The organism is Polynucleobacter sp. 39-46-10 (assembly GCF_002282275.1).
Genome location: NZ_NCJB01000036.1, coordinates 1 through 15831, shown reverse-complemented (window position 1 = coordinate 15831; position 15831 = coordinate 1). Strand labels below are relative to the sequence as shown.

The 15831-nt window shown below is 46.3% G+C and carries 12 protein-coding genes; all 12 read left to right on the top strand.

Features of this window, described 5'->3' with window-relative positions; translation table 11 throughout:
• Positions 1-197 precede the first annotated feature (197 nt).
• The 12 genes from B7X71_RS05050 (at position 198) to pyrC (ending at position 15668) form a co-directional block, all read left to right on the top strand.
• Positions 198-4037 carry an FAD/FMN-binding oxidoreductase gene (locus tag B7X71_RS05050; protein WP_293597713.1) on the top strand — a complete coding sequence of 1280 codons (3840 nt, stop codon included), beginning with the start codon at positions 198-200 and terminating at the stop codon, positions 4035-4037.
• On the top strand, positions 4037-4426 hold the full coding sequence (locus B7X71_RS05045; protein ID WP_293597712.1) for a DUF971 domain-containing protein: 390 nt from the start codon (positions 4037-4039) through the stop codon (positions 4424-4426). The genes B7X71_RS05050 and B7X71_RS05045 overlap by 1 nt, the downstream gene beginning before the upstream one ends.
• A 26-nt stretch (positions 4427-4452) precedes the next feature.
• Positions 4453-5196 carry a bifunctional demethylmenaquinone methyltransferase/2-methoxy-6-polyprenyl-1,4-benzoquinol methylase UbiE gene (ubiE, locus tag B7X71_RS05040; RefSeq protein WP_293597711.1) on the top strand — a complete coding sequence of 248 codons (744 nt, stop codon included), beginning with the start codon at positions 4453-4455 and terminating at the stop codon, positions 5194-5196.
• A gap of 56 nt (positions 5197-5252) precedes the next feature.
• A complete protein-coding gene (locus B7X71_RS05035) occupies positions 5253-6164 on the top strand; it encodes a Tim44-like domain-containing protein (protein WP_293597710.1) in 912 nt (303 codons plus the stop codon).
• 52 nt (positions 6165-6216) lie between these two features.
• The gene (locus tag B7X71_RS05030; RefSeq protein ID WP_293597709.1) at positions 6217-6834 is read left to right on the top strand and encodes an SCP2 sterol-binding domain-containing protein; all 618 of its coding nucleotides are present in this window, start codon (positions 6217-6219) and stop codon (positions 6832-6834) included.
• A gap of 6 nt (positions 6835-6840) precedes the next feature.
• Complete coding sequence (gene ubiB, locus B7X71_RS05025) at positions 6841-8427, top strand: ubiquinone biosynthesis regulatory protein kinase UbiB (RefSeq protein WP_293597708.1); 1587 nt, start codon at positions 6841-6843, stop codon at positions 8425-8427.
• Positions 8428-8491: 64 nt separating this feature from the next.
• Complete coding sequence (locus B7X71_RS05020) at positions 8492-9145, top strand: DUF502 domain-containing protein (protein WP_293597707.1); 654 nt, start codon at positions 8492-8494, stop codon at positions 9143-9145.
• Positions 9146-9161: 16 nt separating this feature from the next.
• Entirely contained in the window at positions 9162-10961 is a 1800-nt protein-coding gene (gene aspS, locus B7X71_RS05015) for an aspartate--tRNA ligase (RefSeq protein ID WP_293597706.1), read from the top strand.
• 22 nt (positions 10962-10983) lie between these two features.
• The gene (gene nudB / locus B7X71_RS05010) at positions 10984-11427 is read left to right on the top strand and encodes a dihydroneopterin triphosphate diphosphatase (protein WP_293597705.1); all 444 of its coding nucleotides are present in this window, start codon (positions 10984-10986) and stop codon (positions 11425-11427) included.
• A gap of 24 nt (positions 11428-11451) precedes the next feature.
• On the top strand, positions 11452-13275 hold the full coding sequence (locus tag B7X71_RS05005) for an ABC transporter ATP-binding protein/permease (RefSeq protein ID WP_293597704.1): 1824 nt from the start codon (positions 11452-11454) through the stop codon (positions 13273-13275).
• A 9-nt stretch (positions 13276-13284) separates the two neighbouring features.
• Positions 13285-14607 (top strand): glycerate kinase, encoded by a 1323-nt coding sequence (locus B7X71_RS05000; protein ID WP_293597703.1) that lies wholly within the window; start codon positions 13285-13287, stop codon positions 14605-14607.
• Between the two features lie 2 nt (positions 14608-14609).
• Entirely contained in the window at positions 14610-15668 is a 1059-nt protein-coding gene (gene pyrC, locus B7X71_RS04995; RefSeq protein ID WP_293597702.1) for a dihydroorotase, read from the top strand.
• Positions 15669-15831: the final 163 nt, after the last annotated feature.

Below are 15831 nucleotides of genomic sequence, written 5' to 3'. Positions count from 1 at the left end.
GTTTCCCTGGCCACATCGTAGACTCGGGCCGATAAAATTTTCTTTAAATAGTTCGTTGCCATGCGATGAGCGTACCATGAATGGGCTCTAAGCCCTTAGATTTGCAAGGGTTTATCGCCTTAGATCAACATCTTTCTTGGTTTCCTGCCAATATCAAGATCCCTCAATTAAAATGCATATTTATCAAATATGACGCTATGAACGCTCCATTAGCTTTGAACCAGTTGTTGGATGCCGAAGCGGGTTCACCCCGCCTTCGCGAAATTCCCTACAACTACACCTCCTTTTCCGATCGTGAAATCGTTATTCGCCTGTTGGGTGAGGAGTCCTGGCGCGTTCTGAATGACTTACGTGGCGTTCGCCGTACTGGCCGATCAGCTCGCATGTTGTTCGAGGTTTTGGGTGATATCTGGGTTGTTCAACGTAATCCCTTCTTGCAAGATGACTTATTGGATAGCGCTAATCGCCGTCAATTGTTAATTGACGCTTTATGGCACCGTCTTGGCGAAGTGAAGAAGAGATCTAGCGGCGAATCTGCTGAACAGGTTCAGGTTTTATTAGAAGCTGCACATCGCGCGGTTGAAAGTTTCGAACAGGGCTTTAAAGTGGTTGCAGAAATTCGTAAGCGCGCCCGTAAGGAACTTGGTCGCATTACTGCTGCTGACAATATTTGTTTTGATGGCGTCTCACGTGCGGCACATGTGACTGATGCTACGGACTGGCGTGTTGAGTTTCCGCTGGTTGTTCTTAAGCCGGATTACGAATCTGAGATTCCCGGCCTGGTTAAGGCTTGTGTTGAATTAGGCTTAACTATTATTCCGCGTGGAGGTGGCACGGGTTATACCGGTGGCGCAATTCCTCTCTACGCTATGTCAGCAGTAATTAATACTGAGAAGCTTGAGCAAATCGATGCCGTCCAGCTCAAACGTTTGCCGGGTGTTGATCATGAAGTATCTACGATCTTTACCGGCGCTGGTGTTGTAACCCGGAGAGTTTCAGATGCTGCAGAGCGTGCTGGGTTGGTCTTTGCAGTCGACCCTACTTCAGCTGATGCAAGTTGTATTGGTGGCAATATTGCCATGAACGCTGGTGGTAAGAAGGCGGTCTTGTGGGGCACTGCACTCGATAACTTAGCCAGCTGGCGCATGGTCGATCCAGAGGGTAATTGGCTTGATGTCGAACGTCTCGATCACAATCTTGGAAAAATTCACGTTGTAGAAAAAGTACTATTTCAACTGACTTGGTCTGATGGCTTGAGTGAGCCAGGCGAACGCATTCTCAAAACAGAAACCTTGGAAGTGGAAGGTAAGAGCTTCCGTAAAGAGGGCTTGGGTAAGGATGTGACTGATAAGTTTTTATCAGGCTTACCTGGCGTTCAAAAAGAAGGTTGCGATGGATTAATTACGAGCGCTACTTGGATTTTGCATCGCATGCCTAAATTCATGCGCACGGTTTGCCTGGAGTTTTTTGGCCAAGCGCAAGAGGCCATTCCAAGCATTGTAGAAATCAAAGCTTACCTTGATGGCTTGAGCAAGAATGGTGGACCAATCCTTGCTGGTTTAGAGCATTTGGATGATCGCTATTTGAGGGCAGTTGGTTATTCCACTAAGTCCAAACGTAATGCTTTGCCAAAGATGGTGTTGATTGGGGATATCGCTGGTGATGATGAAGAGGCCGTAGCCGCTGCGACCAGTGAAGTTGTCCGTATGGCCAACAATCGTGTAGGCGAAGGCTTTGTAGCGGTTAGCGCTGAGGCGCGCAAGAAGTTTTGGTTAGATCGTGCTCGTACTGCTGCAATTGCTCGACATACCAATGCTTTTAAGATTAATGAAGACGTAGTCATTCCATTGCCGCGTATGGGTGAGTACACCGAAGGTATTGAGCGTATCAATATCGAACTCTCTCTTAAAAACAAATTACAAGTTTTAGATGGCCTCGAAGTATTTTTGACAAAGAGCGCGTTGCCGCTTGGTAAGAATGACGAAGACTATGAGATCCCTAGTGCTGAAATCTTAGGTGATCGTGTCCAGCAAGCGCTAGAGCTGATTACTAAGGTACGGGCGCGTTGGTCAGACTGGCTTACGCGGATGGATACGTATTTCCCGGATCTGCAGAATTACAGTTTGAGAGCTTCATGGAAGACGGAAGTTCGTGCTGAGCTCAGAATCATTTTTGGCGGCCTAGCATTCGAGCCCATCATCAATGAGCTAGAAGCGATCCATAAAAATATCTTACGTAAGCGTGTGTTTGTAGCGCTGCATATGCATGCTGGTGACGGTAATGTGCATACCAATATTCCAGTGAATTCAGATGATTACGAGATGTTGCAAGATGCACATCGTGCAGTCGACCGGATTATGAAATTAGCTCGCTCACTAGATGGTGTTATTTCTGGTGAGCATGGCATTGGTATTACGAAGCTTGAATATTTGACTGAGGAAGAGCTCAAAGATTTCCGTGCTTACAAAATGCGCGTAGATCCTGAGGGCCGCTTCAATAAGGGCAAATTAATGCCGCATGCGGATCTCAGCATTGCTTACACCCCGAGCTTTGGCTTGATGGGTCATGAGTCCCTCATCATGCAGCAGAGTGATATCGGTGCGATTGCGGATAGCGTGAAAGATTGTTTACGTTGCGGTAAGTGCAAGCCGGTCTGCTCTACACATGTGCCTCGCGCTAATTTGCTTTATAGCCCGCGTGACAAAATTTTGGCAACCTCGTTGCTGATAGAAGCCTTCTTATACGAAGAGCAAACGCGTCGTGGTGTATCGATTCGTCATTGGGAAATGTTTGATGACGTCGCAGCACATTGCACTGTATGTCACAAGTGTTTGACGCCATGCCCAGTCAAAATTGATTTTGGTGATGTCACCATGAACATGCGTAACTTGTTGCGCAAGATGGGTCAGCAGCGCTTTAATCCTGGAACAGCAGCATCCATGCTCTTCTTGAATGCTACCGATCCAGACACAATCAAGTTGGCTCGTAAGACCATGATTGGTTGGGGTTATAAGCTTCAGCGCTTGGGTAATGATGTGTTCCGTAAGTTGGCACGCAAGCAAACTGCGCACCCTCCTGCAACCGTCACTAAGCCGACCATAAAAGAGCAGGTCATCTTTTTTGTTAATAAGAAGATGCCTGGCAACTTACCGAAGAAAACTGCGCGTGCACTTTTGGATATTGAAGACGCGGATTATGTTCCAATTATTCGGGATCCAAAAACAACCTCTGCCGATACAGAGGCAGTATTTTATTTCCCGGGTTGCGGCTCTGAGCGTTTGTTCTCGCAGGTAGGCTTAGCTACGCAAGCAATGCTGTGGAATGTGGGTGTACAGACCGTATTGCCGCCGGGCTACTTATGTTGTGGTTACCCACAGCGCGGTAATGGTGACTTTGATAAAGCGGAGAAGATGATTACAGACAATCGCGTTCTCTTTCATCGCGTTGCCAATACACTGAATTACTTGGATATCAAAACTGTCGTAGTTTCATGCGGTACTTGCTATGACCAGTTAGCGGGTTATCAGTTTGAGCAGATTTTCCCAGGCTGCCGTATTGTGGATATTCATGAGTATTTACTTGAGAAGGGCGTCAAGCTTTCAAATGTGACTGGCGTGAAATACATGTACCACGATCCATGCCACTCTCCAATGAAGTTGCAAGATCCACTCAAGACGGTGAATGAGCTCATTCAATTAGAAGATGGTCAAGCTATTCAGAAGAATGATCGTTGCTGCGGTGAGGCGGGAACTCTTGCGGTATCGCGACCTGACATTTCTACGCAAATCCGCTTCCGCAAGCAGATTGAAATGGAGAAGGCTGCCAATGAATTACGTAAAGATGATTTCACTGGCGATGTCAAAGTGCTAACAAGTTGCCCATCCTGCCTGCAAGGCCTTACTCGATTTGATGCTGATAGTGATACGACTGCAGATTACATCGTGGTTGAAATGGCGCAAAAATTATTGGGCCCTGATTGGATGCAAGACTATGTAGCTAAGGCAAATCAAGGTGGTATCGAGAGGGTATTGGTTTAATGATTCCAACTAATGTTGTAGTACATCAGCAGTCAAAAGTTTTGGAACTCGCTTATGAGAATGGCAATACCTACCGCCTACCTTTTGAATTCTTAAGAGTGGTATCTCCTTCTGCTGAAGTCCAGGGTCATGGCCCTGGGCAAGAGACCTTACAAACCGGCAAGCGTGAGGTGCTCATCGCTAATATTGAGCCGGTAGGCCATTACGCACTAAAGCCTTCTTTCTCGGATGGGCATGATTCTGGTTTGTACTCTTGGGATTACCTACAATTTTTATGCGAGAACCACGAAGCCTTGTGGAAAGAGCATTTGGATAAATTGGCTGCTGCTGGCCTAGACCGCGATGCTCCAATGAGTGTTGCTGGCGGTAAAGCCTGCGGTAGTCATTGAGCATTCAATTAGATAAAGCGAAGAATATGAGTAAGACTCACTTTGGATACCAAAGCGTTGATGAAGCAGAAAAAGCAGGTAAGGTCGCAGAGGTATTTCATTCTGTAGCTAGCAAATATGATGTCATGAATGACTTGATGTCATTTGGCCTCCATCGCTTGTGGAAGAAGGTGACCATTGCTCGCGCTCAAGTTCGCCCCGGCCAAAAAGTATTAGATATTGCCGGTGGTACGGGTGACTTGGCTGCTGCCTTTGCGCGTGCAGCTGCTTGGGGTCATAACTCGGAAGCTCAAGTATGGTTAAGTGACATTAACGCATCCATGTTGGGTGTTGGTCGTGACCGCCTACTAGATCAAGGCTTGGCTTTGCCCTGCGTTCAGTTTGATGCAGAAAAAATTCCCTTTCCTGCAAATCACTTTGATGTCGTGACGGTGGCATTTGGTCTGCGCAATATGACTCACAAAGATGTTGCCTTAAAAGAGATGTTGCGTGTGATTAAGCCAGGTGGTCGAGTGTTGGTGTTGGAGTTCTCTAAGCCGGATGCATTTTTACAACCGGTTTATGACACTTACTCATTCAAGGTATTGCCCTGGTTAGGTGAAAAAATTGCCAAAGATTCCGAGAGCTACCGTTATTTAGCTGAATCCATTCGTATGCATCCAGATGCGCAAACCCTCAAGGAAATCATGTTGGGGGTCGGTTTTGATGAAGTGGATACCCATAGAATGACTGGTGGTATTGTTGCTCTTCATATTGGTATTAAATACTAGTGAATTTGTAGTTTCTAGCAGTCCAGAATTAAAGTGGTTCCATAGGAGATAAAAAGATGAATAAGCATTTTTTCAAAGCAGTTTTATTAAGTGTTAGCTTAATATTTGCCACTGTTGGTCATGCTGATGCTGCCCGTTTAGGCGGTGGTAGAAGTATTGGTAAGGCACCAAGTGCGCCAATGCAAAAACAAGCTGCTCCTGTACAAAAGCCAACTCAACAGGCGCAACCAGCTACACCGGCAGCAGCCCCTAAAGCGCCAACACCTAGTCGTTTTGGCGGTATGGGTGGAATCCTAGGCGGTCTTGCTGCTGGACTGGGCATTGGTTATCTCTTATCTCATTTTGGTTTGGGTGAAGCAGCATCCTCATTAATTACTGGATTGTTGATTGCTGTTTTAGCAGGCTTTGGCATCATGTTTGTGATGAGAAGAATGATGCCTGCCTTATCTGGCGCCAACAAAGGTCCTCAAGTCACCTCGCAAGGAATGCAGCGCGCCAATATGGATCAAGCCCCTAGACAGGAGCCTGCATTTACACCAGCTGCAAATGCATTTGGCGGTGTTGCTGCTGAGCCTGCACCCTTGCAATCAACGTTGCCGCCAGGATTTGATGAATATGCATTCTTGGATAACGCGAAGCAATATTTCTCAACCCTTCAAAAGGCTTGGGATCAGGGCGATTTATCTGCCCTGCGTGAATACACAACGCCAGAGATGTTTGCGACTATCGAACAAGACTTATCTGGTCGCGCTGATAGTTCCAATCAAACTGACGTGGTTACGCTCAATGCGCAACTGCTTGGCATTGAGACAACTGACAATGTTTATTACTGTAGCGTGCAGTTCACAGGCATGATTCGTGAGCAAGCAGGCGCACAGGCAAATAACTTCTCTGAAATTTGGAACCTAAGCAAGCCGGTAAACGGTCCGGGGGGCTGGGTACTGGCGGGTATTTCTCAGTTAGTTTAAGCTTGAGGTACTTTCCACTGAAAGCCCGCACTTGTGCGGGTTTTTTACACTTATGACCACCGCTTCTCCTGTCACTCACCCTATTGCAGCCTCAGCTGCTTGTCGAGGAATCAATCATGTCCTTCGGGCAGAGCCATGGGCTATGGCAGAATTGGCTCGTCATGCTGGCAAAGTGATTTTGCTAGGCTTGCCAATCGGTAACATGTGTTTTGAGATAGCGTCCGAGGGTTCTTTGGTTGCCGTAACCAATATTAATGCTCCAACTCTTGAGTTGGAAGTCTCTCCTGAGGTACTAAGTACTTTAGCTGGCGGTCCGGGTAATTTGCGAGAGCAGGCAATGAAGTCAGTCAGAATTACTGGTGATGCTGACTTGGCGCAATTATTGGGTCGCCTAGCGGGCCAAATTCGCTGGGAGTATGAAGAGGATCTAGCGCGTTTCATTGGAGATGCGCCTGCTAATTTTGCGGTGCGCCAAGGTAAGAAATGGGTTTCTGCTGGAAGATCGGCAGCTACTGATCTACTTGAAAATGTCATTGAGTACGTCAGTGAAGAAAGAAAAGTACTGTTGAATAAACGAGATTTTTTAATTCGTAAGAATGAGTTGAGCGCATTGCGTGATTCGGTTGATCGTATAGAAAAACGCATCCAACTTTTAGAGCGAAAAGGTTAATTCATTGTGCGTCGTCTAGCTCGTCTATCTTTTATTTTCTTCACCGCATGGCGCTACGGCATGTTGCCATTGCTACGCGATATTTTAAAGCCCGGTATTCGTCGCAGTGTGTTGACCGTCATTTGTTGGACCTCTCCAGGCCAGTCTTTACCTAGGGGTGAGCGTATTCGTTTAACACTAGAAGCGCTGGGTCCAATCTTTGTGAAATTCGGACAAGTACTTTCTACTCGACGTGATTTATTGCCAGAAGATATTTCTAATGAATTAGCGAAGTTACAAGACCAGGTTCCGCCATTTTCAAATGATGAATCCTGTCGATTGATTGAGCAGGCGCTGGGGCAGTCAATCGAAGAAGTCTTTATCAGTTTCGATGCAACCCCCGTAGCCAGTGCCTCTGTAGCCCAAGTACACTTTGCTTTATTGCGTGGGACCCAGAAGCATCCAGAGTGGGAAGGTCGCCCAGTCGCAGTCAAAGTTTTGCGCCCAGGTATTTTGCCAATCATTGATGGTGATCTTGCTTTGCTGTACGACCTGGCAAAAATTATTGAGAGATTGTCTGAGGACGGACGCCGCTTAAAGCCGCGTGAAAACGTTGCTGAATTTGATACTCACTTACATGATGAATTGGATCTCATGCGTGAGGCAGCAAATGCAAGTCAGTTACGCCGCTATTTTGTAGACTCTAAAAAATTAATGATTCCTGAGATGTATTGGGATTTGTGTCATACCAATGTCATCGTGATGGAAAAGATGGATGGCATTTCGATTGGGCGCACTGCGGAATTGCGTGCTGCTGGTGTTGACTTCAAAAAGCTTGCTGCAGATGGAGTAGAAATATTCTTTACCCAAGTATTTGAGCATGGGTTCTTTCATGCGGACATGCATCCTGGCAACATTATGATCAGTCTTGAGCCAGAAACATTTGGCCGATTTATCTCTTTGGATTTCGGTATTGTTGGTGCATTGAGTCAGTCTGATAAAAGTTATCTGGCATTAAATTTCCTGGCTTTCTTTAATCGCGATTACCGTCGTGTTGCTGAACTGCATATCGAGTCTGGTTGGGTTCCTGCTAATACGCGAGTTGAGGAACTTGAAGGTGCGGTTCGATCTGTTTGTGAGCCTTACTTTGATCGCCCTCTAAAAGAGATCTCCCTGGGTATTGTATTAATGCGTTTATTCCAAACTTCACGCCGCTTTAAGGTGGAAATTCAGCCGCAACTCACTTTGCTTCAGAAGACTTTGTTGAATGTTGAGGGGCTTGCTCGTCAGCTCGATCCAGATCTAGATCTCTGGAAAACTGCCAAGCCAATTTTAGAAAAATGGATCAGTCAGCAGTTGGGCTGGAGGGCTTTGGTCGATGGTATTAAGACTGAAGCTCCTAGCTGGGCGCAGATATTGCCAACCTTACCCCGCCTAATTGCAGAGAGTTTGGCTCAAGGGCGCGCTCCACAAAAGGATCAAAATCTTGAATTAGAGGTCTTAAAAGGCCTTTTATTGCAGGAAAGACGCACGCATCGCCTTTTGGTGGGTGCTCTGCTGTTTGCAGGGGGCTTTTTGGCTGGGATTCTGATAATCGGCCTCGGTCTTTACTAGTCTGTCGCCTACCAGCGCTTAAACCGCTAAAATGCCAGGTTAGGCAAAGCGCAAGCATAGGCACATGAAAAAATACTTTATCGCAGGCATTCTGGTGTGGGCACCGATGTCAATCACCATTTGGGTGATTGCATGGGGTCTTGGCTTGCTTGACGGTGTTTTTGGCTCTGTAATGCACGCCATTATTGCTGTATTCCCCAATCAGTTTGCTGGTGATTTGCAGCATTTCCGTGAATTGCCGGGTGTAGGTATTCTGATTGTTGTTTCAGTCATCATGATTACTGGGCTACTTGCAATCAGTTTTGCAGGTCAGTGGTGGATGAAGGTGTGGAATCGGTTTATGAACCGCATTCCAATCGTTCGATCCATTTATTCCAGTGTGCAGCAAGTATCTTCGACCTTATTTTCTGGAAGCGGACAAGCTTTTAGCAAAGCATTATTAATTCGCTATCCCCATGCAGATTCTTGGGCGATTGCATTTCAGACTGGCATGCCAGCAATAGAAGTTGCTGCGAAGCTGGGTGAGGACTACGTCAACGTATTTCTACCAACCACGCCAAATCCAACTTCTGGATTTTTTATGATCGTCCCACGTGCGCACACCATTGAATTGGAGATGAGTGTTGAAGAGGCGCTCAAGCATATTGTTTCAATGGGATCGGTTCCCCCAACTAGTTCAACTGGTTTGACCGCTATTAGGTCAAACCATCATCTTTGATTTATAGGAAATTGTTATGTCGATGCGAAGCCATACCTGCGGTCAGGTAACTGAATCACTTATTGGTCAAGAAATTACTCTCTCGGGTTGGGTGAATCGTCGCCGTGACCACGGTGGCGTGATTTTTATTGACCTACGTGATCATCAAGGTTTTGTGCAAGTAGTGTGCGATCCAGATCGCCCAGAGATGTTTGCATTGGCTGAGCAGGTTCGTAATGAGTTTTGTATTCAGATTAAAGGTTTGGTGCGTGCGCGTCCAGCTGGTACTGAGAACAATGATTTGGTCAGCGGCAAGATTGAAGTGCTTTGCCATAGCCTGGTTATTTTGAATGCGTCGATTACGCCTCCATTCCAATTGGAAGATGAGAATTTATCTGAGACCACTCGCTTAACCCATCGCGTTCTGGATTTGCGTCGCCCGCAAATGCAAAAGAATTTGCGCTTGCGTTACAACGTGGCCATGGAATGCCGTCGCTACTTAGATGCTGCAGGCTTCATCGATATTGAAACACCCATGTTGACTAAGAGCACTCCTGAAGGTGCTCGCGACTATTTAGTTCCTTCACGCGTTCATGATGGCCAGTTCTTTGCTTTGCCACAGTCTCCTCAGTTGTTTAAACAGTTACTGATGGTGGCTGGCTTTGATCGTTACTACCAAATTACCAAGTGTTTCCGTGATGAAGATTTGCGTGCTGATCGTCAGCCTGAATTTACTCAGATCGACTGTGAAACAGCCTTCTTAGATGAATTAGAAATTCGTGAGTTATTTGAAAACATGATCCGTCATATTTTCAAAACCACGATGAATGTCGAGTTGCCAAACCCATTCCCAACAATGCCTTATTCAGAAGGTATGGCGCGCTTTGGTTCAGACAAGCCAGACCTGCGTGTGAATTTTGAATTTACTGAATTGACTGACTTAATGAAGGATGTCGATTTCAAAGTGTTCTCTGGTGCAGCAAACCAAGAGGGTGGCCGCGTAGTTGGTTTGTGCGTACCTGGTGGTGCTGAGATTAGTCGTAGTGAAATTGATGATTACACACAATTTGTGGCGATTTATGGTGCCAAAGGTTTAGCATGGATCAAAGTGAACTCAGTTGCCGAAGGTCGTAACGGCTTGCAATCACCAATCGTGAAGAACTTGCATGATGCTGCTATTGAAGGCATCTTGAAGCGCACTGGCGCTAAAGATGGGGACATTATTTTCTTCGGTGCTGATAAAGAAAAAGTAGTCAATGATGCTATCGGTGGTTTGCGCCTGAAGATTGGCCACTCCGCTTGGGGTAAAGAGCATGGTCTTTCCACCGAAGCTTGGAAGCCATTATGGGTAGTGGATTTCCCAATGTTTGAGTACGATGAAGACAACGCCCGTTGGGTTGCATGTCACCATCCGTTCACAAGCCCTAAAGATGAACACATGCAGTATCTTGAGTCGAATCCAGGTAAGTGCTTAGCTAAAGCCTATGACATGGTTTTAAATGGTAGTGAGATTGGTGGCGGATCAGTCCGTATTCACCAAGAGGTGGTTCAGAGTCAAGTATTCCGTGCATTGAAGATTGGTGCTGAAGAAGCGCAGGCTAAGTTTGGATTCTTATTAGATGCCCTGCAATATGGCGCGCCTCCGCATGGTGGTATTGCGTTTGGTTTGGATCGTATCGTCACCATGATGACTGGTGCTGAGTCTATTCGTGATGTGATCGCCTTCCCTAAAACGCAACGTGCACAGTGCTTGCTCACTCAGGCTCCTAGCCCAGTAGATGAGCGTCAGCTAAAAGAACTGCATATCCGCTTGCGCCAAGCTACTCCAGCCGCTTAAGTAAGAAAGTATTTAAAGTATCTTGAAAATCCCCATTTCGGTTTTAGTTGTTATTTACAAATCGAATGGGGAGGTCTTGCTAATAGAGCGGGCTGATAAAACCAACTTCTGGCAATCTGTGACAGGTAGCGTGGATTCTCTTGATGAAGATCTCAATGTGGCTGCTGCACGTGAGGTGCTTGAAGAAACTGGCATCGATGTCAAATCACTACCGGCAAACTCTTTGCAAGATATGCACCATCAAATCGAGTACGAGATTTATCCACAGTGGCGTCTTCGCTATGCCCCTGGGGTGACTAGAAATACCGAGAATTGGTTTTCACTGCTGGTGCCAGATGTTACTCAGGTCCAATTAGCTCCTAGGGAGCATGTCGCTTATCAATGGCTGCCATTTGCAGAGGCTGCTACTCAATGTTTTTCTCCCAGCAATGGTGAGGCCATTCTGCAATTGTTCTCTGCGCCTTAGTGCAGAAGTGACTAAGATAGAGCGATGAGACATTCATCAGGGCATCACCATTCGGCAGCGGCTTCCAATCCTTCACAGGGTAGTGATTGGAAGGTCATTCGCGATTTACTTCCCTATCTACTGGAATATAAGATTAGGGTAGCGATTGCTCTGACATGCTTAGTGGCTGCTAAGGTTACCAACCTCGGTATTCCGATTTTGATGAAGCAATTAATTGATACTCTCAATATCAAGGCAGATTCTCCACAGGTCTTGTTAGTAGTCCCCGCTGGATTGATACTGGCCTATGGCCTTTTAAGAATCTCTGCCTCAATTTTTACTGAGTTGCGTGAATCCCTTTTTGCGCGCGTCACCCAAAATGCGGTGCGTAAAGTAGCCCTTCAAGTTTTTGAACATTTACATTCTTTAGCGCTGAGTTTTCATTTGGCTCGTCAGACCGGCGGAGTTAGTAGAGACATTGAGCGCGGTACCCGTGGTATTCAGTCGCTAATTTCCTATTCCCTGTACAGCATCCTGCCAACCCTCATTGAATTTTGTTTGGTGCTTGGATTCTTAGCTTATGCATACGATATTTGGTTTGCTGCTATTACACTGGTTGCCTTAGTCCTTTATATAGTTTTCACAGTGGTAGTGACTGAATGGCGCACCCATTTCCGCCGCACCATGAATGACATGGATTCCAAGGCCAATCAGAAGGCGATTGACTCCCTCCTCAATTTTGAAACCGTAAAGTATTTTAGTAATGAGGCTTTTGAAGCCAGTCGCTACGACCAAAATTTGGTGCGCTATCAAGCTGCTGCCGTTAAATCCCAGAAATCCTTAGCGGTTCTGAATTTTGGGCAGCAAACTATTATTGCGGTCGGTTTAGTTCTCATACTTTGGCGTGCGACCTTAGGTGTGATTGATGGATCCATGACCTTGGGTGATTTAGTTTTGGTTAATACCCTGATGATTCAGTTGTATATTCCATTGAATTTCTTAGGGGTGATCTATCGCGAGATTAAGCAGGCTCTGACCGATATGGACCGTATGTTCTCGCTCCTCAATACGGAGAAGGAGATTGCTGATGCGCCTAATGCGAAGTCTTTAATTATTAGCAATCAAGGTCGTGGACCTGATGTTCGTTTTGAGAATGTCTCTTTTCATTACGATGCTAAGCGTGAGATTCTGAAAGACGTGAGTTTTAAAATCCCGGCGGGAACGATTACTGCAGTGGTGGGTCAGAGCGGTGCGGGTAAGAGCACTTTGGCTCGTTTGCTGTTTCGTTTTTATGACGTTCAATCCGGAAAAATTTTGATTGATGATCAAAATATTGTGGATGTCACTCAATCCAGCTTGCGTAAGGCGATTGGCATCGTTCCACAAGATACAGTGCTGTTTAATGACACGATTGGTTACAACATTGCATATGGCAATCCCAATGCGTCGATTGAAGAAGTGCATGAGGCTGCTAGAGCTGCGCAGATCGATCGTTTTATCAAACATCTTCCAGATGGTTATGACACCCAAGTAGGTGAGCGTGGCTTGAAGTTGTCAGGTGGCGAGAAGCAACGTGTGGCGATTGCGCGCACTTTGCTTAAAAAGCCAGCGATGCTCATTTTTGATGAGGCAACATCGGCGCTTGACTCCAAAACGGAGCGAGCCTTTCAGGAGGAACTACTTGGCCTCGCGAAAAACCGTACAACTTTGATCATTGCCCACAGACTTTCTACCATTGTTCATGCGGATCAAATCTTAGTAATGGATCGTGGCCAGATTATTGAGCGTGGAACACATGCTGAGTTACTGTCTGCCAATGGTCGATATACTGAGATGTGGCAGATGCAAGAGCGAAGTACTCTTGATTAGAATATCTGTATGAGCAAGCAAGAAACCATTCTCAAAAATGCCTTTGCTGCCGCATTAGCAGTTGCTGACCCAAAGAAAATCATCCCTGAATATCTCAGCAAGATCTTTCCACCAGGTTCAGAGCCTAGTGGCAGGTGTTTAGTGGTGGGTGCAGGCAAGGCGAGTGCGTCTATGGCAACTGCATTAGAGTCTTATGCAAAGAGCCATTGGCCTAATGCAATTTTTGAGGGTGTAGTGTTGACCCGATACGGGCACCACTCTCCAACCAGTGATATCCAAATTATTGAAGCGGGCCACCCTGTGCCAGATCAAGCAGGCATGGATGGCGCCAAAGAAATCTACCGCCTAGTAAGTGAGTTGAATCAAGGCGATATTCTGATTGCGTTGATTTCAGGGGGCGGGTCTAGTTTGCTCACCTTTCCTCAAGCCGGCATCAGCATTGACGATATGCGTAAGACGACTGAAGCACTCTTGCGTTCTGGCGCGCCGATTGAAGAGATGAATGTCGTACGTAAACATTTGTCAGCAATTCTGGGTGGCAATTTAGCAAGACTGGCGATTGCACGAGGTGCACGAGTTGAGGCTTTGCTGATTTCTGATGTTACGGGAGATGCTCCTGCAGATATTGCCAGTGGACCTTGTGCCCCAGATTATTCGACTTATCAAGATGCTCTGAATATTTTGACTAAACATGATTTGGGTCCAGACTCTATTCCGAGATCTGTTTTATCTCACTTGCAGTGCGGTGTTGCTGGTGAGGTTCCAGAGACCCTAAAGGAAGCTGATTTACAAAATACTCTAGTAAACAATCATGTGATTGCTACTGCTTATAAGAGTCTTGAGGCCGCGGCTGATTGTGTTCGTACACAAGGTTACGAGCCAGTGATTTTGGGTGACACCATTACTGGTGAGGCTCGGGATGTGGGTATCGAGCAGGCAGCCTTAGCACGTCAGCATCTGCTGGCTAAGACTAGTAAACCCATTGCCTTCATCTCGGGTGGTGAGTGTACTGTCACCATTCCTAATGGAATAAAAGGTCGCGGTGGTCGCTGTAGCGAATATTTACTGTCACTTTTTGCGGCCTCGACAGACTTACTCAATATTTCCGCTTTGGCTGCAGATACCGATGGTATCGATGGCAATGAAAGGAATGCCGGTGCGTGGTTTACCCCCGAGATTCGCCAGGCTGCCAATAAGCAAGGCTTGATCCTTTCACAGTACCTAGAGCAGCACGATTGCTATGGTTTTTTTGCGCAATTAGATGCTTTGGTGGAAACTGGCCCTACACTGACGAATGTGAATGATTTCCGCATCATCTTGCTTGATAAATAATTATGACTAATAGCTCAACACAAATTCAACTGATTCAGCCAGATGATTGGCATCTGCATATTCGTGATGGTGAAGTCATGAAAGATGTATTGGCAGATACTGCGAGTCAATTTGCGCGCGCCATCATCATGCCAAACTTGAAGCCACCAGTGACTACAGTTGATTTAGCAAATGCCTATCGAGAGCGGATTGAAGCAAATCTTCAATCTCTGGGCGTGACTAGCTTTACTCCATTAATGACTTTGTATCTCACCGATAACACTTCGGCAGATGAAGTGCGCAAAGCAAAAGCTGCTGGTATTGTCGGATTCAAGCTTTATCCTGCTGGCGCTACTACCAATAGCGATGCTGGAGTGAGTGATATCAAGCGTTGCTATGCTGCGCTCGAAGCGATGCAATCTGTTGGCATGCCATTGTTAGTGCATGGTGAGGTGACTAGCTTTGAGATTGATATCTTTGATCGCGAGGCGGTATTTATTGATCACGTGCTAGAACCTTTGCGCAAAGATTTTCCTGAACTCAAGATTGTGTTCGAACATATCACTACTAAGCAGGCTGCACACTATGTGCGTGATGCGCAAACTAGTGGAAAAAATAGTTTAGCTGCCACTATCACTCCGCAACACTTGTTGATGAATCGCAATGCGATTTTTGCTGGCGGGATTCGTCCGCACAATTATTGTTTACCAGTTCTCAAGCGTGAAGAGCATCGTGTTGCTTTGCTAGAAGCAGCAACCAGTGGCAGCCCTAGATTTTTCTTAGGTACTGATAGTGCCCCCCATGCTAAGGGCGCCAAAGAGGCTGCTTGTGGTTGTGCTGGTTGCTACAGCGCATTCAATGCGCTTGGTTTGTATGCTGAGGCATTTGAGAGTGTTGCTAAGCTAGATAAGCTTGAGGGCTTTGCCAGTTTCTTTGGCCCAGATTTTTATTCCTTGCCACGCAATACCCAGAAAATTACCTTGGTAAAGCAAGCGCAAAGCATTCCAGCGGAACTTCCTTTGGGTGATGCCACGATTGTGCCGCTTCGCGCTGGTGAGACGATTGCTTGGACTTTGGCTTAAGCCAATCCTGATTCCCCGTATTGCGTTTTTAAGATAAATTTCTGCGACTGCGTTAGACTGCAGTCGCAGAGTCAATTGGGCAATCGCCGCCTCTTTATTGAGGGGGAGGAAAGTCCGGACTCCATAGGGAAGGGTGATGGCTAACGGCCATCCACGGTGACGT

Coding starts and splice junctions, on each gene's coding strand:
- B7X71_RS05050 (WP_293597713.1), top strand. CDS start 198: ATGAACGCTCCATTAGCTTTGAACCAGTTGTTGGATGCCGAAGCGGGT.
- B7X71_RS05045 (WP_293597712.1), top strand. CDS start 4,037: ATGATTCCAACTAATGTTGTAGTACATCAGCAGTCAAAAGTTTTGGAA.
- ubiE (WP_293597711.1), top strand. CDS start 4,453: ATGAGTAAGACTCACTTTGGATACCAAAGCGTTGATGAAGCAGAAAAA.
- B7X71_RS05035 (WP_293597710.1), top strand. CDS start 5,253: ATGAATAAGCATTTTTTCAAAGCAGTTTTATTAAGTGTTAGCTTAATA.
- B7X71_RS05030 (WP_293597709.1), top strand. CDS start 6,217: ATGACCACCGCTTCTCCTGTCACTCACCCTATTGCAGCCTCAGCTGCT.
- B7X71_RS05020 (WP_293597707.1), top strand. CDS start 8,492: ATGAAAAAATACTTTATCGCAGGCATTCTGGTGTGGGCACCGATGTCA.
- aspS (WP_293597706.1), top strand. CDS start 9,162: ATGTCGATGCGAAGCCATACCTGCGGTCAGGTAACTGAATCACTTATT.
- B7X71_RS05005 (WP_293597704.1), top strand. CDS start 11,452: ATGAGACATTCATCAGGGCATCACCATTCGGCAGCGGCTTCCAATCCT.
- B7X71_RS05000 (WP_293597703.1), top strand. CDS start 13,285: ATGAGCAAGCAAGAAACCATTCTCAAAAATGCCTTTGCTGCCGCATTA.
- pyrC (WP_293597702.1), top strand. CDS start 14,610: ATGACTAATAGCTCAACACAAATTCAACTGATTCAGCCAGATGATTGG.